Raw genomic sequence first — 17,677 nt, 5'->3', positions numbered from 1 at the left:
ACCCCCTGTCTCATCCTATGAAAAGACAGGGGGCGGCATGATTACCGTTTTGATTTTGGCGGACCTAAAATTTCTGAATAGACAATCCCCTGCAAGATTTGCTGGGAAGTTCTCGGAATCAAGTCTTCCTGAAGTATCTGCTCCTCTTCGTGCATGACGGATTGTTGTGCGTTCAGCCTGCCTCTGCCCTTCTGACGCTCCTGGCGGGGCGCAGACACAGTCGTAACAGGTTTCTTGGGTTCCGCATAAAAGATCTCCGACTGAGGTGCCTGAGTCTTTACAGTGGGCTCCTGGGTTTCTTGCTGAAGATCCTGAAATTCTTTTTGTATGTCCTCAAACAGGTTCTTCGATAACTCTTTTAGCGAACGCGGCTTCTCAGCAGGAGCCGCATTGGTGCGCTGTGGTTCTGTTTTTTCCTTTAATTCACGCTGAGTCGGCTGAGCCGGCCATTGCCGGTTGGGCTGCCTTTTTGGCGGCTGTTTCTGTTTTTCATCATCTTTCTTTTTGCCGAACAGCGAGCCCATCGCCAGCATGATGACCAAAATAATGAGCTGTTCCATTATGCATCCCCTTCCCGGGAATTCATCTTGTTATGATTAGTCTTTTTTAGGAGGCTGCTGATCTCCGCCAACTTTGCTGATGGAGTCACGCATACCTGTATCTGCCTGGATATTTTTATAGTTCATGTAATCCATAATACCGATGTTTCCTGAACGCAAAGCCTCTGCCATTGCCAAAGGCACTTCGGATTCTGCACCCACAACTTTCGCGCGCATCTCCTGTGTTTTTGCCTTCATCTCCTGCTCACTTGCAACAGCCATTGCACGGCGTTCTTCTGCTTTTGCCTGAGCAATGTTTTTATCTGCCATTGCCTGCTCCGTCTGAAGTTCCGCACCGATGTTTTTACCGATATCCACATCGGCAATATCGATGGACAGAATTTCAAATGCTGTACCGGAATCCAATCCCTTTGTCAGAACTGTCTGGGAAATCATATCCGGATTTTCCAATACCTTTGCGTGACTGATGGAAGAACCGATCGTTGATACGATACCTTCACCGACACGGGCAACCACAGTATCTTCACCGGCACCACCGACGAGGCGGTCAATGTTGGCGCGAACTGTGATACGTGCTTTCGCTTTTACTTCGATACCGTTCATCGCAACACCTGCGATAAATGGCGTCTCAATTACTTTCGGGTTAACGGACATTTGAACTGCTTCCAGCACGTCACGTCCTGCCAAGTCGATCGCCTGTGCTCTTTCAAACGTCAGATCAATGTTAGCTCGCTGCGCAGCGATGAGCGCATTGACAACACGATCCACATTACCGCCTGCTAAATAGTGGCTTTCCAGCTGATTAATTGATACTGTCAGACCCGCTTTATGTGCTTTAATCAGCGGGTTTACAACACGGCTCGGGATAACTCGGCGTAAACGCATCCCGATCAGTGTGAAGATGCTTACCCGAACGCCTGCCGCAAGGGCCGAAATCCACAGCGTTACTGGAACGAATGTAAAGAATACCGCCAGTACGATGATAATAATGAAGACTGCTGCTACCAGTCCGATTGTTCCTAGTCCCATCATAAGCCTTGTTCCTCCTCTTTCTTCTCTCTTACTACGATTCTGAAGCCTTCTACCGCTACGATCACTACTTCTTTCCCGCTTTCGATATAACGCCCTTCGGATACTACATCGATTCGTTCCCCATCTAATTCAGCGACGCCGGATGGATAAAGTGGTGTAAGTGTTGTTGCAACTTTCTGCAATAACTCGGTACGGTTTTTATTGGAAACATAACCGCTTTCCGTATCCATCGTATCCATTAAGATGATTTTATTCAACAGATGAAGTTTTTTACCGAAGAATTTCATAATTACCACCATCCCTATACTCGCTACGGCTATCGCAATCAGCACTGAAATTGCCATGTAAGCCAAATTCGCGCCTGCGAGCAAAATACTTCCGATGATAGCCAGGATCCCGAAGATGCCCGCTATCCCGCCTGCAATAAAGAATTCGGCAATAATGAGACCGACACCGAGCAGGAATAAAATCAATGTCTCATACCCTGCGAGACCCGCTACTGTGTGCCCGTAGAAGAATAAGAATAAGGCAGTGAGCCCCATGCTTCCCGGCACACCGAAACCTGGCGAATACAATTCTACAATCAATCCGAGACTTGCTACGGAGAGCAGGATCGGCACGACAATAGGATTCGTAATGAAGCGGGCTGCTTTCTCTGAGAACGTTTCCGCTGTTGAGATGACAGTCGCATCTTTCAAGCCCAGCTTTTGAAGTAATTCATCAAATGTAGCAACCGTCCCCTCACTGTATTCCACCTTTTCAGCTTCATCAGCAGTCAGAGTCAGCAGTTCCCCTTTTTTCGCACGTAATTCCGGCATATCCATTTCAGGATCCGCCATTGCCAGCGCGATGTCCGGATTACGTTTTGAATGCAGTGCAGCATTTTTCATTTGAGCCAGCCAATAGCTGTTGGCTTTTGTTTCTGCTGCATTTCCAGATCCGTCAATGACCTGTGCAGCACCGATAGAACCATTGGGTGTCATGTAGATTTCATCTGCATAGAGTGCCAGGAACGCACCTGCGGACAGTGCCCGGTCATTGATGAATGCCACGATGTGCGCGTCTGTCGATTTCATCAGTTTGGCGATTTGATCGGCTGCGTCCACGAAGCCCCCAGGCGTATCTATATCCAAAATAATCGTCTCTGCACCTTCAGCTTCTGCTTCTTTGAAAGAACGCTGCAGAAAGGCATGCAGCCCCTTTTCCACTTCTTTATGGAGCGGCACCCGATATACTGTTTCTTCAGCTGCGTCTGAGTGGATAAAAGGCAAAGCAATTGTCCCGATGAATAAAATGAGCAGAAAAACTGACCTAATCATTTTAGTCATTATTTTCTCACCTCTTCCTACTGCCTATTATACTTACTATTTACGTATGAAGAAGCATTTGGTTTCATTTAATTAAAATTAAATGAAAGTTTTTATTTCAAGGTATCCCAGACTGTTATTATATGGCTGCATCATAGACAAAAATGAACAGAACCGTTGAAGTGAATGATCAAATTATGAATGAATGCAAATCACTTATTGCCGGTAATATGTGAAATAGTATAGCCTTTACGTTTATTTTTATTTCCATGCAATAAAATAAACCGAAAATCCGTTAATGGATTTTCGGTTTATAAGAAATTACATTATTAGGTAATATCAAAATTCAATGTAGGCAGAAATTAGAATTTGCGCTTACGTGCCGCTTCTGATTTCTTTTTACGTTTCACACTTGGCTTTTCATAAAACTCGCGCTTTCTTACCTCTTGTATTGTACCACTCTTGGATACAGTACGTTTGAAGCGGCGAAGAGCGTCTTCAAGTGATTCATTTTTGCGAACGACTGTCTTAGTCATATCTCTTGTCCCTCCCTCCGAGCACACTTCGAAACATAGCAGTTTGCTATGTACTATAAAATTATAACGTACAAAAGCCCATCGGTCAATAAAAAACTATTAGAATACTATCAAAAGTTTTAGTAAATACTCACTTGGAGCCATCAGTAATCCGCTGATGACTGAAGTCCCTGCATGATGGAGACGCCGGAACTTGCACCGATTCTGGTTGCGCCGGATTCAATCATGCGATTGACATCTTCCGCACTGCGAACGCCGCCACTTGCCTTTACCCCGATTGCCGGACCTACGACTGAACGCATGAGCTTCACGTCTTCTGGTGTAGCACCGCCTGTTGAGAAGCCGGTTGATGTTTTAACGAAATCTGCCCCCGCCAGAACTGCCAGCTCACAGGCTGTACGTTTTTGGACATCGTCCAGCAGGGATGTTTCGATGATTACTTTTACAAGCGCCCGATCTTTTGCGGCTTCGACCACTGCTTCAATGTCCCGTTGCACAAGTTCAAGATCACCGCTGTGCAAAGCACCGATATTCAGAACCATATCAACTTCAGTCGCTCCGTTATTGATCGCATCTTTCACTTCAAAAGCTTTTACTTCTGGCGTGTTCGCGCCTAATGGGAACCCGATGACCGTGCAAACTTTCACTTCTGTTCCTTTTAAAGCGTCAGCTGCTGTCCGGACCCATGTCGGATTGATGCAGACTGAAGCGAAGGTATACTTTTTAGCCTCTTCACATAATTCCACTATTTGCTGTTTTGTCGCTTCTGCCTTTAACAGCGTATGATCAATATAAGCGGCATAATTTGTCGTCAATGAAAGCGCTCCTTTGTATATCCTGTTTTTATAAGTATAGCAAAGCCTGCATTTTGTTGCACGAAAAAGACCGCCCATTACAGGCGGTCATCCGTTAAATAAGTATTTCTTCCTCGTTCAGCACACGAACAGGTTGTCCTTCGTTATAAGGATAGCCCGCTTTAGTGATTTTCACTTTTACTATCTGTCCGACCATCGATTCATCAGCCGGCAGGACGACTTTCAGATAATTATCTGTGTAGCCTTCGTACAGGTTTTGTTCCGGATCTAGTTTATATCGCTCTTCCGGGATGACTTCAAGTACTTCACCCTCAAAACGGGCTGCGTAGTCCTTTGCCAATTGATCATTCAGCGTCAGTAAGCGGTGTACACGCTCATTTTTCACGTTTTCATCGACCTGGTCTTCCATGCGTGCAGCAGGTGTGCCCGTACGCTTGGAGTAAGGGAATACATGCAGCTCGGAGAATTTATGGTCGCGAATGAAGTCATATGTTTCCATAAACTCCTCTTCTGTCTCGCCGGGGAAACCGACGATGACATCAGATGTGATAGCCAAGTCCGGCAGCGCTTCATTCAGGCGCGTCAGACGCTCGGAGAAAAATTCCATCGTATACTTACGGCGCATCCGTTTAAGCACCGTGTTGGACCCTGATTGTATCGGAATGTGCAGATGACGCACAACGATATTAGAATCGCGGAGCACATCGATAACTTCATCTGTTAACTGACTCGCTTCAATCGAACTGATGCGAAGCCGCTTCAGACCTTTGACTTGCTGTTCCAGATCGCGGAGCAGTCGTGCAAGATTATAATCTTTCAGGTCTTCCCCGTAACCGCCTGTATGGATACCAGTCAAGACAATTTCCAGATACCCGGCATCAACCAGCTGCTGTGCCTGACGAATCACTTCCTGCGGATCACGGGAACGCATTAATCCTCTTGCCCACGGAATGATGCAAAACGTACAGAAGTTATTGCAGCCTTCCTGAATTTTTAATGAAGCACGTGTACGGTCACTGAAAGACGGCACATCGAGTTCTTCATAAACACGATTTTTCATGATATTGCGAACCGCATTGATCGGCTGCCGCTCTTCGCGGTACTGTTCAATCAAACCGAGCAATTTGGTACGGTCTTGTGTGCCGACAACGATGTCCACGCCGGGAATCGCCATAATTTCTGCGGGAGATGTCTGTGCATAGCATCCTGTGACACAAATGACAGCATCAGGATTTTTCCGAATCGCACGGCGGATTACCTGCCGGCTTTTCTTATCGCCCGTATTGGTCACTGTACATGTATTAATGACATAGACATCGGAATTTTTATCAAAATCTTCCCGTTCATAGCCTGCTTCCTGAAACAGCTGCCAAATAGCTTCCGTTTCATAATGGTTCACTTTGCAGCCTAATGTATGAAAAGCTACGGTTTTACGAAGCCCATTGTTACTCATATTTATTTTTCATCCTTTCATTACACTCAATAAAAATCATAACTTATCCTATAATATCACAATCGTGCAAAATGGGCATAACGCAACCTTACCAGAAAGAAAAAATGAATCCACTGAAGTTTTGGTGAGTTTGGAGGACCTTTTATCGGGGGATTTGCAGGCAGCCTACTTGTAAAGCATTGTTTCCGGCATACGGATGTGGTGGATACAGCGGATATAAATGCAAAGCAGCTGAATAGATCAGCTGCTTCCCTCTTTCATTCAAATTCATAAGACATGGCGGACAATACATATAAAGGAGCTGTTTCTGTACGCAGAATTCTTGGTCCGAGCGATGCTGGAAGGAATCCTGCTTCTTGCAGTAAAGCAGCCTCTTCCCTTGCCAAACCGCCTTCCGGTCCAAAAACAACTGCTATCGTTTGTCCAGGATGCACATTTTTCAGACGGTCAGCAATCTTATGCGGCACGTCGCTTTTTGCGTCTTCTTCATCCGCAAACAGTTTGATGTCAAAAGAGGCAGTGGATGCAATCAGCTGCTTGACGCTTTGGACGGAAGATATCTCGGGCACCTTATTGCGATGACATTGTTCCGCAGCTTCTTTGGCAATCTTTTGCAGACGCTCTATGCGTTTACCGCCTTTTTTAGCATCCCATTTCACAATCGAACGGCTTGCTGCAAATGGAATCAGCCGGCTCATGCCAAGCTCGGTTCCTTTTTGCGTAATCCAGTCGAGTTTATCACCTTTAGGCAGACCGCATGCGATGGTTACTGAAACCGGCAATTCATTGTCCTGATCGATCACCCTCAGCTGCGACACGGTGACATGTTCTTCCGAAATGCTGTCAATTACTGCAGCAGATACGATGCCTTCGTATACCGTCAGCACTTCCTGGCCGGGTGTCATGCGCATGACTTTAACAATATGCTTGTAGTCGTCACCGCTGATGGCAACTTGCTGCTGTTCATCAAACGGCTGATCCAGAAAATATCGCTGCACCATTATTCACTGCCTTTGCGTGCGATAATGGCCACCCAATCTTCCATGAGCACCGTTTCTACAATGTCGAACCCTTTTTCGATGAAATCATTGCGAACTTCATCCCGCTTTGCACCGATAATTCCGGACGCAATAAATAATCCGCCCGGTTTGACGAGCTCGTAGGCATCGTGTGAAAACGACATGATGACATCCGCAAGTATATTAGCAATAATAAGATCAGGTGTTTCTTCAATAGAATCAAGAAGATTTCCCTTTAACACCGTAATGCGGTCATCTGCATGGTTATACGTGACATTTTCCTGGGCGGCACGGACAGCAACCTCATCCAGATCGAGCGCTGTAATGTGTTTCGCACCGAGTAATGCGGCACCGATTGCCAGTACACCTGAACCGGTTCCAACATCAACTATAGTCTGACCAGGCTCCAAATATTTCTCCAGTGCCTGTAAGCATAAAACTGTTGTCGGATGCGTTCCTGTACCGAACGCCATACCCGGATCCAGTTCAATGATCAGTTCATCCGATTCTACCGGCGTATACTCTTCCCATGTAGGGACGATAGTAAAACGCTTGGATATTTTTACCGGGTGGAAGTATTGTTTCCACGAGTTTGCCCAATCTTCCTCGTCGACTTCTGTAATACCGATCGTAAAACGTCCCGGATTCAATGAAAACTGACGAAGGCCTTCAATTTCCAGTTCAAGCTCCTGCACGGTTTCATTGATAAAACTGTTGACAGGCAAATACGCTTTGATAATGACTCCTTCATTCGGGAAATCATTTTTATCAAGTGCATACATTTCGCCGTATTGATCCACCCGCTCTTTGCCGGGCTCTTCGGAATCTTCAATGACGACTCCGCTTGCTCCTGCTTCATGCAGAATATTTGCCACTGCCTCAGTTGCCTCATGCGTCGTATGGACGGAAACTTCAGACCATTTCACAGTTATTCAATCCTTTCATTCACCTTTGAAAGTGCGTTTGATTTTATCGAAAAATGAGCTGGAATACTCATCAGGAGTCTCTCCTTCAATGGAAGCAAACTCACGCAGCAATTCTTTTTGCCGTTCTGTCATCTTTTTCGGTGTTGCCACTTTGACGATGACGTGCTGATCTCCTACTCCGTGCCCGTGTACGTTTGGAACCCCTTTGCCCCGGAGGCGGAAATTGGTGCCGTTTTGAGTGCCAGCCGGAATTTTCAGCTTAACTTTTCCGTGGACTGTCTGAACTTCGAGTTCGTCTCCAAGTGCAGCCTGCGGGAATGTCAGCGTTAATTCAAGGATGATATCGTCTTCTTCACGGATAAAGCGCTTATGCGGACGTACATTAAATACGATGTATAAGTCCCCAGGAGGTCCGCCGTTAATACCGGCTTCACCTTGACCGCCTACACGCAAACGCTGTCCCTGATCCACTCCTGCAGGAATTGTCACTTTAATGACTTTGTTTTTCGTTACGCGGCCTTTACCTCGGCATGTTTCACATTTTTCAGGAATGATTTTACCTGTTCCCTGACAGGTTGGACATGTTCTGCGGTTAACAACCTGGCCAAATGGCGTGTTTTGTGCAACCGATATTTCACCTGAACCATTACATTCTGTACATGTTTTAACACTCGTGCCTTTTTTGGCGCCTGTTCCGTCACATGTATCACACTCTTCTTCGCGCGGAATATCAATTTCCGTTTCTTTACCGAAAATAGCATCCATGAAATCGACCGTCATTGTATATTGCAGGTCATTTCCTTTTTGCGGGGCATTCGGATCTCTTCTTCTTGCACTGCCGCCAAAGAACGTGCTGAAAATATCTTCGAATCCGAAGCCTTCCGCTCCGCCGCCGCCGAATCCGCCAAATCCTTGCCCAGGACCGGCATGACCGAATTGATCGTACTCTGCACGTTTATTCTCGTCGCTCAGTACCTCAAATGCTTCTGTGACTTCTTTAAATTTCACTTCAGCATCCGCTTCTTTATTTAAGTCCGGATGGTATTGTTTCGATAGCTTACGATATGCTTTGCGGATTTCTTCCTTTGTAGCGGACTTAGAAACGCCAAGCACATCATAGTAATCTCGTTTACTCATTCACTGCACCCCTCATCGCATTTTACCTGTTGTCCATTGTAACACGTTGATATTGAATTTTGTTAGTTAACAAACGAAAAAGTCAAAGCCGGAATTTCGGACTTTGACTTTTCCGTCAATAGCTATTTATATTTACTTATTTCTTGTCTTTATCGTCTTCGACTTCTTCGAAGTCCGCATCGACTACATTATCGTCTTCCTGGCCTGGCTGTGCATCGCCTTGTGCAGCCTGTGCTTCCGCTGCAGCCTGCTCATACAATTTCACAGACAGAGCCTGCACTAATTCGTCGAGTTTTTCTTTCTTCGTACGAATTTCTTCAAGTTCTCCGGATTCATTGGCAGCTTTCAATTCTTCCAATGCCGTTTGCGCTTCCTTCACTTCTGCTTCATCCACTTTACCTTCAATATCTTTCAGTGTCTTTTCAGCCATAAATACTAATTGATCTGCTTCATTGCGAAGTTCTGCTTCTTCTTTACGCTTTTTATCTTCTTCAGCGTGTGCTTCTGCATCTTTGACCATTTGATCAATTTCTTCGTCAGAAAGGCCTGAACTTGATTGAATTGTAATGTTCTGTTCTTTCTGTGTACCCAAATCTTTCGCTTTAACATTTACGATACCGTTTTTATCGATGTCGAATGTTACTTCGATTTGTGGAACGCCGCGTGGTGCCGGAGGAATATCCGTCAATTGGAAACGGCCAAGTGTTTTGTTGTCTGCCGCCATCGGACGCTCACCCTGCAATACGTGGATATCAACTGCCGGCTGGTTGTCAGCTGCTGTAGAGAACACTTGTGATTTGCTTGTAGGGATTGTTGTGTTGCGTTCAATTAGCTTTGTGAAAACGGAGCCCATTGTTTCAATACCCAATGAAAGAGGCGTTACGTCCAGAAGTACTACGTCTTTTACGTCTCCAGTCAGGATAGAACCTTGAACCGCCGCACCCATTGCTACGACTTCATCCGGGTTAACCCCTTTAAACGGCTCTTTGCCTGTTGCTTGTTTGATCGCTTCCTGTACAGCAGGAATACGCGTTGACCCACCTACGAGGATTACACGGTCAATGTCAGATGCTGACAAGTCTGCGTCTTTCAGTGCCTGGCGAGTCGGAACCATAGAACGTTCTACAAGGCCTGCAGTCAGCTCGTCGAATTTGCCGCGAGTCAATGTAATTTCCATATGAAGCGGTCCTGCTTCTCCAGCAGTAATGAATGGCAGCGAGATTTGAGTCGATGTAACACCGGACAAATCTTTCTTCGCTTTCTCAGCAGCATCTTTCAGGCGCTGCATAGCCATTTTGTCTTTTGAAAGGTCAATGGAATTTTCTTTGCGGAATTCCTGAACCAGATAATCCATGATAATATCATCAAAGTCGTCTCCGCCCAGTTTGTTGTCACCCGCTGTAGAACGCACTTGGAATACTCCGTCACCCAGTTCAAGGATGGATACGTCAAACGTACCGCCACCTAAGTCATATACAAGGATTGTCTGATCTTCGTCTGTTTTGTCAAGACCGTAAGCAAGTGCAGCAGCTGTCGGCTCGTTGATGATACGCTCTACTTCTAGTCCTGCAATTGTACCTGCGTCTTTTGTTGCCTGACGCTGTGCATCGTTAAAGTATGCTGGAACGGTAATAACCGCTTTCGTTACTTTTTCGCCCAAGTATTCTTCCGCATAACCTTTCATGTACTGAAGAATCATTGCAGAAACTTCCTGCGGAGAATATTCTTTACCGTCAACTTCCACTTGGAAATCAGTTCCCATATGTCTTTTCACAGACATGATAGTGTTCGGGTTCGTGATGGACTGACGCTTCGCTACTTCCCCAACTTGTCTTTCACCGTTTTTAAAAGCTACAACGGATGGTGATGTTCTGTTGCCTTCCGGGTTTGGAATTACTTTTGCTTCTCCGCCTTCGTATACAGCTACTACTGAGTTTGTTGTTCCTAAGTCAATACCGATAATTTTACTCATGTGTGATTTTCCTCCTATAGTGTCAATGCATTAGAATTTTTATTCGTTTACTTTTACCATGGATGGTCTGAGCACGCGTTCTTTAAGCTTATATCCTTTTTGCATTTCGTCCAGGATAATTCCGGACTCTTTGTCATCTTCACTGCCAGTCATGACTGCCTGGTGGAAGTTCGGATCAAACTCTTTATCCAGCGCCTCAATTTCTTCTAAGCCTTCTGATTTCAGTGCTTCCACAAGTGAACGGTAGACCATCTCCATTCCTGTGAGGAGGGATTTGGTTTCCTCTTCTTTTGCTTCTACTGAAAGAGCGCGCTCAAAGTTATCGAGTACAGGCAAAATATTTACCATTACGTTTTGTGCACGATAAGTCTGCAGCGTCTGATAGTCGAGTGAAGCCCGTCTTTTCATGTTTTCTATATCTGCCAAAACACGCAGCCGCTTACTCTCTTCTTCTTCAAGTGCTTTCGTTAATTCATCTATTTTGTTCTCAAGTTCCTGCTCTTTTGTGAGCTCTTCAACGACTTCTTCAGCTTCAGGCTGATCAGCCGCTTCGTTGAGCTCCTGCTCATCCACGGAAAGATTTTCATCTTGCTGCCCGTTAAATTCTTGTTTTTCCGTCACCTGTCTTGCCCCCTGTTCCCGTCTTGTCCGATGGTCAGCCGGTGAAGTGCAGAAGATAGATCACTGCTTAAAATATCAAGCAGCGTAATGACTCTTCCGTAATCCATCCGTTTCGGACCGATAATTGCAATGGAACCTTCCATATTCTCCCCTGCCGAGTATGTGGAAGTGATCACGCTATAATCTTCCATATCCAGCACATTGTTTTCAGAACCGATGCGAACTTGAATTCCTTGTCCATTCTTTTGGAAAAGAGCCATTGCAGGATCGCCCTTCTCGATCAGTTCAAAAAACGACTGCATCTTGTGGAAGTCGTGAAATTCCGGTTGTTTCCACATATTCAATTTCCCGCCGAAATACAACCGTTCTTCAGGCTCCACAGCAATCGCTTGCTGCAATGAGCTGAATAGTTGTTCCGCCTGGTGAATATGCTGTTCAAATACATGCTTCGCTTCGAGCTGCAATTTTTGCTGCAGCTGCACAAGCGATGTGCCGATTAGGCGTTCATTTAAAATATTTACCGTCTTCTCAATTTCTGAAGCAGTCAGTCCCTGGGGTATATCGAAAATACGATTTTCCACATGACCATTATCTGTGACGATAATCGCGACTGCCCGTTGCTGATCCAAAGGTACAATTGAAAATTTCTTGACGGCATGTGCTGAAGTATCAGGCCCAAGTAATATAGACGTATAATTCGTCAGCTCCGACAGAATGGTCGCAGATTTACGAATTAACTCTTCGGACTCTCCTACTTTCTCCTGAAATACCGTCCGCAGCTGCAAGCTGTCTTCCAGACCCAGCGCTTGCGGCTGCAGTAAATGATCTACAAAAAACCGGTAGCCTTTTTCAGAAGGCACTCTTCCAGATGATGTGTGAGTCTTTTCTAAATAACCCATGTCCTCCAGATCCGCCATATCATTCCGGATGGTTGCCGAACTAAATGGCGCTTCCGGCTTCTTTGACAGCTGTCTGGAACCCACAGGCTGAGCAGACTCGATGAAATCTTTCACTGTCAATTGTAGTATGAGCAATTGTCTGTTTGTCAACATGATCATCACTCCTGTTAGCACTCATTAACACCGAGTGCTAATACTACTCATAATTTATCAAATTCTATTTTGCATGTCAACGAATCAAACTCACTTATCGAGTAAAAATTCCTGAAATGCTGTATTTCCTTGAAAAATACCTTTTCTCGTCAGCTGGAGATGATCTCCTGTGATTTGCAGAAGCCCTTGACGCTGCAGTTCTTCTATTGGCTTTCCGAATACTTCGCGGATTGGCCGTTTGAACTTTTCCTCAAATTCTTTCATGGATACCCCTTCAATAATCCGCAGACCCAGAAACATTTCTTCTTCCATGGATTCGGACTGTGTCACTTCATGCACTTCTTTACGAGGCAGTTTTCCATCTTCCAGCAAATCAATATAGTGTGTCAGCGGGCCAACGTTCGCATAGCGCTCTTTCCCAAGATAACCATGTGCGCCTGCCCCGATTCCCGCATAGTGAGAGTTTTCCCAATAAATCAGGTTATGAAACGAAGGATAGCCGGATTTAGCAAAATTACTGATTTCATACTGATTCAGGCCCTTTTTATTCATGCGGTCCATCACCATAGCAAACATTTCTGCCTCTATATCTTCCCCTGGCAGCGGCAGCTTGCCTTTGACCATCCGGTTGTAGAATACCGTTTTCGGCTCCACAATCAATGAGTACGCAGAGTAATGCGGCAAATCAAGTGACAATGCGCGGTCAAGCGTCTCTTCCCATTCTTCCGCCGTTTGCGTCGGCAGTCCGTACATGAGATCAATGCTGATGTTATCGAAACCGATCTTACGCGCGGCAGCAATGACGCGTTCCACATCTTCATTGGAATGAGTCCGGCCTATTTGCTTCAGCAAACGTTCGTTAAAAGTCTGGACACCGATGGATAGACGGTTCACGCCTTTCTCTTTTAATACGACCAGCTGATCTTCCGACAGATCATCAGGATTTGCTTCTGTCGTAAACTCCTTCAGCGCTGTCACATCAATATATTGTGAAACGATCGTCAGTAAACGGTCAAGCTGCGCGACATTGAGTGCCGTTGGAGTGCCTCCGCCTAAAAACACCGTTTCCACTTGATCAAACGAATAGCCGGCTTCTTTCATATAATGAAACTCTTTGCCGATGGATTCTATATATTGATCGACCGGCTGATTTTTCAGGAATACTTTATTAAAATCACAGTAATAACAGATTTGCTGGCAAAACGGTATATGAATATACACTCCCCGCATGCTGTCACATCCTTTTTCTAAATATGTAAACGGCAAAAAGAGGGCGGTTTGCCCTCTTTTTGCTGAGTCCAATTAATCTTCGTCCATCTTCAAAACAGCCATGAACGCCTCTTGCGGAACTTCCACCGAGCCGACTTGCTTCATCTTCTTTTTACCTTCTTTTTGCTTCTCAAGAAGTTTACGCTTACGGGAAATATCCCCGCCGTAACATTTAGCCAAAACGTTTTTACCCATCGATTTGATCGTGGAACGCGCCACGATTTTCTGACCGATTGCCGCCTGAACCGGCACTTCGAATTGCTGTCTTGGGATTAATGATTTCAGCTTTTCAACGATAGCCTTTCCGCGCTCATAGCTAAAGTCACTATGCACGATAAAGCTCAGTGCATCGACAGTTTCACCATTCAGCAGAATGTCCATTTTAACAAGCTTAGAACGTTTATAACCGATTAATTCATAATCCAGGGAAGCGTAGCCTTTTGTGCTGGATTTCAGCTGATCAAAGAAGTCATAGACGATTTCTGCTAAAGGCAATTCATAAATAACATTCACGCGTGTACTGTCCATATAATCCATCGTGATGAAATCTCCGCGCTTGTGCTGGCAAAGCTCCATAACGGCACCTACATAATCATTCGGAACCATGATAGAAGCTTTCACATAAGGTTCCTCAACGAAATCAACTTTTTGCGCAGCAGGCATCATCGAAGGATTATCGACGTCCAAAGTCGAGCCGTCCGTCAAGTTAACTTTGTATATAACACTTGGTGCCGTTGTGATTAAATCTATCTTGAATTCACGCTCGATTCGTTCCTGGATGATTTCCATGTGCAGCAGACCGAGGAAGCCGCAGCGGTAACCGAAGCCGAGCGCCTGAGAAGTCTCTGGCTCATACTCAAGTGCAGAGTCATTCAGTTCAAGCTTTTCAAGTGCTTCACGCAAGTCATTGTATTTGGATGTATCAATCGGATACAGGCCGCAGAATACCATAGGATTCATTCGGCGGTAACCCGGCAGTGCCTCGGGAGCCGGATTATGAACATGGGTAATCGTGTCGCCCACCCGTGTGTCTCCAACATTTTTAATAGATGCGGAAAGGAAGCCTACATCTCCTACAGTTAATTCTTCACGCGGAGAAATAGAGGGAGTGAAGACACCTGTTTCCAGTACTTCAAACTCTTTTCCTGTTGCCATCATGCGAATTTTATCGCCCGGCTTTACTTTACCTTCTACGATTCGAATATTGACGATGACACCTTTGTACTGATCGTAATGCGAGTCAAAGATCAATGCTTTTAAAGGGGCATCAGGATCTCCTTGAGGAGCCGGAACCTTTTCCACAATCTGCTCCAGAATTTCATCAATACCGATTCCTGCTTTTGCAGAAGCCAGCACTGCTTCTGATGCATCTAAGCCGATCACATCTTCAATTTCCTGTTTGACGCGCTCAGGGTCCGCTGCCGGCAGATCAATCTTATTGATGACAGGCAGTATTTCCAAATCATTGTCCAGTGCCAGATAGACGTTGGCCAATGTTTGGGCTTCAATGCCCTGCGCCGCATCCACAACGAGGATGGCCCCTTCGCAGGCCGCCAGACTTCTTGATACTTCATATGTGAAGTCGACGTGTCCCGGTGTATCAATCAAGTGAAACGTATAGTCTTCACCATTTTTTGCAGTGTATGTTAACTGAACGGCATTCAACTTAATGGTGATGCCCCGTTCACGCTCCAGATCCATGGAATCCAATGATTGCGATTTCATATTCCGGGTCTTTACTATTTCCGTTTTTTCTAAAATACGGTCAGCTAATGTCGATTTGCCGTGATCGATATGGGCAATGATAGAAAAATTTCGGATGTTCTGCTGACGTGCTAATCTCTGCTCTTGATTCATCACTGTTCACTCCTACATGTACGTACCTATTTAAGCTACTTGAATTATAGCAGTGAACGGGTCAGACTTCAATATTTGATAGATTATTGCGCACCCATCATAGCTGAAACAGATTCACCGATGATCGAAATCGATTGATTTAGTTCCGCTTCCGTATTACCCACTCCGCCGAGCTCAACTAAAATCATGCTCGTATCAAGATCCTGATTGTACTTTCCATCTACACCCCGGCCGCCTTTAATAATGATTTCCCGCGTAATACCCGGCACCAGCTTCTCCATCTCATTTTTTAATTGTTTCGCTTTGGCCAAATTCCTTTCGTAATACGGATGATCCCTGCCGATTACGAATGCCACTTTCGCATAGCGTGTATTAGCGTGTGTGATTGTTGTTTTGGAAGGGCCCAGGGAATCTCTGTGCAAGTCAATGATTAAATCATACGGTTGTTCCTTCACTCGTTTCTCAACGTACGGCCTGATTGCAGCATAGGATTTATGATACGGTATTTTCTTTTGCTGCATGATTTTTACGATATCGATATCAAGCTGCTCAGCAGAAAGGCCATGAGCGAGTAAATTTTCTTTCAGCCGGCCTCCGACCTTTAAAATATTCTCCGTATGATGTGAGACTGCGACTTTACCGTCAGCCGCTTTTGTGATCGGTTCATATGCTTCATGAGAATGAGTCGCGTAAATCAACACATTTCCTTCCACTTTTGGGCGGATATCTTCTTCCAGCACATTGGATGCATAGACAATCATGCTCGGTTCCTTTATTGAGAGGGCACCGGGGACGGTCGGCTGTTTAGGAATGAACTGCAGAACGACTGGGAAGATGAACAATAGAAAAATGACGCTCATCCAAATTTGCAAAGTTTTTTTCATTGTGATCCCTCCATCTTCCACACTATGCAGAAGAAAAAAGGTCAATGACTAGTTCAGGCGTTTACTTTATGAATCCAGCCAATTAATGAAGAAGACAGTGCTGTTGCATAGTTTGCCACCCACGAATCAATTTCTTTCGGCGAAATGAACGTGGATAATTCCTGATTTGTCAATACTTCTTCAAAGAGCTGAATACGCTCCTCGTGTGTCCACGAAGACCAGTCGCCGAAAATTGGCGCAAGAGAAGCCCGATCAGCGTCTTTCGTCGTCCGCTGCGGAAACCGTCCGGTTGCGAGCTTGGACGAAGGCATACCGTCCTCCTCGATTTTTGCTGCGATATAACCGAACATCGTGTCAATTGCATCCGCCACCAGCACCGGACCGTCGACGACCGTCGGCACACCGATTGCGATGACAGGAATTCCAAGACTTTTCTCAGACAATTCTTTCCGGCTGTTTCCTACACCAGAGCCCGGATGAATTCCAGTATCCGTCAGCTGAACCGTGCGGCAGAGCCGTGTACTGCTTCTTGCCGCAAGCGCGTCGACGACAATGAGCAGGTCCGGCTTGCTCTGCTCCACAATCGCCTTGACAAATGAAGCGGTCTCAAGACCTGTCTGGATCGTCACGCCGGGCGCATAAACTAATATACCGCTCTCATCATCTTCGTAATAATCCGGGATCACCTCTTTCACATAGTCCATTACTGCAGGTCCTACGGCATCGGGTGTAATGTCACGGTTGCCAAGGCCGACATAAAGCACTTTCTCAACTTTGCCTTTACATTTCTCCTGAACCAGCGCATCCATCTTCTCGATTACCAAATTGCATAATGTATCGAGTTCTTCCACTTCGTGAACAGCAAGTGTCGGAATCGTCAGCGTAATATATGTACCTTTTGCTTTACCGATCTCCTCTTCACCTTCTGCCGTCACTTTTACCGTTGTTGATTTAATTCGGCCAATAATCTTCTCTTCTACCTCAATACCGGACATTTGTTTCAGCTTCTTTTCTTCCTGTTCTGTCTGATGTCTGACAAATTCATCACTTTCGTCAATTAAATCCGTACGGTAGTAGTTGTATTCGCTCATTTTCATCACCTCTACTAGCAAGCTTGTGCAAATAATCCGCGTTTATTCTCAAATACATTGCTGTAAAGATGAAAAGCTTTACTTTTTTTCTTGCAATCTGTCAGCAGCTTTGTTAAAATTGTGCTTGTTGTAAAGAGATGTCCGGA

Annotated in this window: 16 protein-coding genes; all 16 read right to left on the bottom strand. The window is 45.4% G+C overall.

Annotated elements, in window-relative coordinates; all coding sequences use genetic code 11:
• Positions 1-41: 41 nt before the first annotated feature.
• Positions 42-560, bottom strand: a complete 519-nt coding sequence (locus SporoP37_RS16340; protein WP_085431582.1) for a hypothetical protein — start codon at positions 558-560, stop codon at positions 42-44.
• A 36-nt stretch (positions 561-596) separates the two neighbouring features.
• Positions 597-1,589: a flotillin-like protein FloA gene (floA, locus tag SporoP37_RS16335; protein ID WP_081244896.1), complete on the bottom strand. Its 993-nt coding sequence runs from the start codon at positions 1,587-1,589 to the stop codon at positions 597-599.
• Entirely contained in the window at positions 1,589-2,920 is a 1,332-nt protein-coding gene (locus SporoP37_RS16330; RefSeq protein ID WP_081244675.1) for an NfeD family protein, read from the bottom strand. Before SporoP37_RS16330 ends, floA begins: the two co-directional genes overlap by 1 nt.
• Before the next feature lie 341 nt (positions 2,921-3,261).
• The gene (rpsU, locus tag SporoP37_RS16325; protein ID WP_009496905.1) at positions 3,262-3,435 is read right to left on the bottom strand and encodes a 30S ribosomal protein S21; all 174 of its coding nucleotides are present in this window, start codon (positions 3,433-3,435) and stop codon (positions 3,262-3,264) included.
• Positions 3,436-3,578: 143 nt separating this feature from the next.
• Positions 3,579-4,250, bottom strand: coding sequence for a deoxyribose-phosphate aldolase (gene deoC, locus SporoP37_RS16320; protein ID WP_231293267.1), 672 nt, complete (start codon positions 4,248-4,250; stop codon positions 3,579-3,581).
• Between the two features lie 94 nt (positions 4,251-4,344).
• Complete coding sequence (gene mtaB / locus SporoP37_RS16315) at positions 4,345-5,703, bottom strand: tRNA (N(6)-L-threonylcarbamoyladenosine(37)-C(2))-methylthiotransferase MtaB (protein WP_085431580.1); 1,359 nt, start codon at positions 5,701-5,703, stop codon at positions 4,345-4,347.
• Between the two features lie 257 nt (positions 5,704-5,960).
• Positions 5,961-6,701, bottom strand: coding sequence for a 16S rRNA (uracil(1498)-N(3))-methyltransferase (locus tag SporoP37_RS16310; protein WP_081244895.1), 741 nt, complete (start codon positions 6,699-6,701; stop codon positions 5,961-5,963).
• Positions 6,702-6,703: 2 nt separating this feature from the next.
• Complete coding sequence (gene prmA, locus SporoP37_RS16305; protein WP_081244671.1) at positions 6,704-7,648, bottom strand: 50S ribosomal protein L11 methyltransferase; 945 nt, start codon at positions 7,646-7,648, stop codon at positions 6,704-6,706.
• Between the two features lie 15 nt (positions 7,649-7,663).
• Positions 7,664-8,785, bottom strand: a complete 1,122-nt coding sequence (dnaJ, locus tag SporoP37_RS16300; protein WP_081244670.1) for a molecular chaperone DnaJ — start codon at positions 8,783-8,785, stop codon at positions 7,664-7,666.
• Positions 8,786-8,921: 136 nt separating this feature from the next.
• Positions 8,922-10,757: a molecular chaperone DnaK gene (gene dnaK, locus SporoP37_RS16295; RefSeq protein WP_085431578.1), complete on the bottom strand. Its 1,836-nt coding sequence runs from the start codon at positions 10,755-10,757 to the stop codon at positions 8,922-8,924.
• A 39-nt stretch (positions 10,758-10,796) separates the two neighbouring features.
• Positions 10,797-11,378 (bottom strand): nucleotide exchange factor GrpE, encoded by a 582-nt coding sequence (gene grpE, locus SporoP37_RS16290; protein WP_085431576.1) that lies wholly within the window; start codon positions 11,376-11,378, stop codon positions 10,797-10,799.
• The gene (gene hrcA / locus SporoP37_RS16285; RefSeq protein ID WP_085431574.1) at positions 11,375-12,430 is read right to left on the bottom strand and encodes a heat-inducible transcriptional repressor HrcA; all 1,056 of its coding nucleotides are present in this window, start codon (positions 12,428-12,430) and stop codon (positions 11,375-11,377) included. The genes grpE and hrcA overlap by 4 nt, the downstream gene beginning before the upstream one ends.
• 90 nt (positions 12,431-12,520) lie before the next feature.
• A complete protein-coding gene (gene hemW, locus SporoP37_RS16280; protein ID WP_085431572.1) occupies positions 12,521-13,660 on the bottom strand; it encodes a radical SAM family heme chaperone HemW in 1,140 nt (379 codons plus the stop codon).
• A gap of 72 nt (positions 13,661-13,732) precedes the next feature.
• Positions 13,733-15,556: a translation elongation factor 4 gene (gene lepA, locus SporoP37_RS16275; protein WP_081244662.1), complete on the bottom strand. Its 1,824-nt coding sequence runs from the start codon at positions 15,554-15,556 to the stop codon at positions 13,733-13,735.
• A gap of 83 nt (positions 15,557-15,639) precedes the next feature.
• The gene (spoIIP, locus tag SporoP37_RS16270; RefSeq protein ID WP_231293266.1) at positions 15,640-16,440 is read right to left on the bottom strand and encodes a stage II sporulation protein P; all 801 of its coding nucleotides are present in this window, start codon (positions 16,438-16,440) and stop codon (positions 15,640-15,642) included.
• 53 nt (positions 16,441-16,493) lie between these two features.
• Positions 16,494-17,531 (bottom strand): GPR endopeptidase, encoded by a 1,038-nt coding sequence (gene gpr, locus SporoP37_RS16265; protein ID WP_085431570.1) that lies wholly within the window; start codon positions 17,529-17,531, stop codon positions 16,494-16,496.
• Positions 17,532-17,677: the final 146 nt, after the last annotated feature.

Origin of the sequence: Sporosarcina sp. P37, assembly GCF_002109365.1 — a bacterium.
GTDB lineage: Bacteria > Bacillota > Bacilli > Bacillales_A > Planococcaceae > Sporosarcina.
The sequence above is the reverse complement of the archived record's forward strand: the minus strand, read 5'-3'. Positions and strand labels throughout refer to the sequence as shown.

Bases quoted from the DNA above. Each gene is read 5' to 3' on its own strand.
- dnaK (WP_085431578.1), bottom strand. From the start codon at position 10,757: ATGAGTAAAATTATCGGTATTGACTTAGGAACAACAAACTCAGTAGTA.
- SporoP37_RS16330 (WP_081244675.1), bottom strand. From the start codon at position 2,920: ATGACTAAAATGATTAGGTCAGTTTTTCTGCTCATTTTATTCATCGGG.
- dnaJ (WP_081244670.1), bottom strand. From the start codon at position 8,785: ATGAGTAAACGAGATTACTATGATGTGCTTGGCGTTTCTAAGTCCGCT.
- SporoP37_RS16340 (WP_085431582.1), bottom strand. From the start codon at position 560: ATGGAACAGCTCATTATTTTGGTCATCATGCTGGCGATGGGCTCGCTG.
- lepA (WP_081244662.1), bottom strand. From the start codon at position 15,556: ATGAATCAAGAGCAGAGATTAGCACGTCAGCAGAACATCCGAAATTTT.
- hemW (WP_085431572.1), bottom strand. From the start codon at position 13,660: ATGCGGGGAGTGTATATTCATATACCGTTTTGCCAGCAAATCTGTTAT.
- floA (WP_081244896.1), bottom strand. From the start codon at position 1,589: ATGGGACTAGGAACAATCGGACTGGTAGCAGCAGTCTTCATTATTATC.
- rpsU (WP_009496905.1), bottom strand. From the start codon at position 3,435: ATGACTAAGACAGTCGTTCGCAAAAATGAATCACTTGAAGACGCTCTT.
- gpr (WP_085431570.1), bottom strand. From the start codon at position 17,531: ATGAGCGAATACAACTACTACCGTACGGATTTAATTGACGAAAGTGAT.
- spoIIP (WP_231293266.1), bottom strand. From the start codon at position 16,440: ATGAAAAAAACTTTGCAAATTTGGATGAGCGTCATTTTTCTATTGTTC.
- mtaB (WP_085431580.1), bottom strand. From the start codon at position 5,703: ATGAGTAACAATGGGCTTCGTAAAACCGTAGCTTTTCATACATTAGGC.
- hrcA (WP_085431574.1), bottom strand. From the start codon at position 12,430: ATGTTGACAAACAGACAATTGCTCATACTACAATTGACAGTGAAAGAT.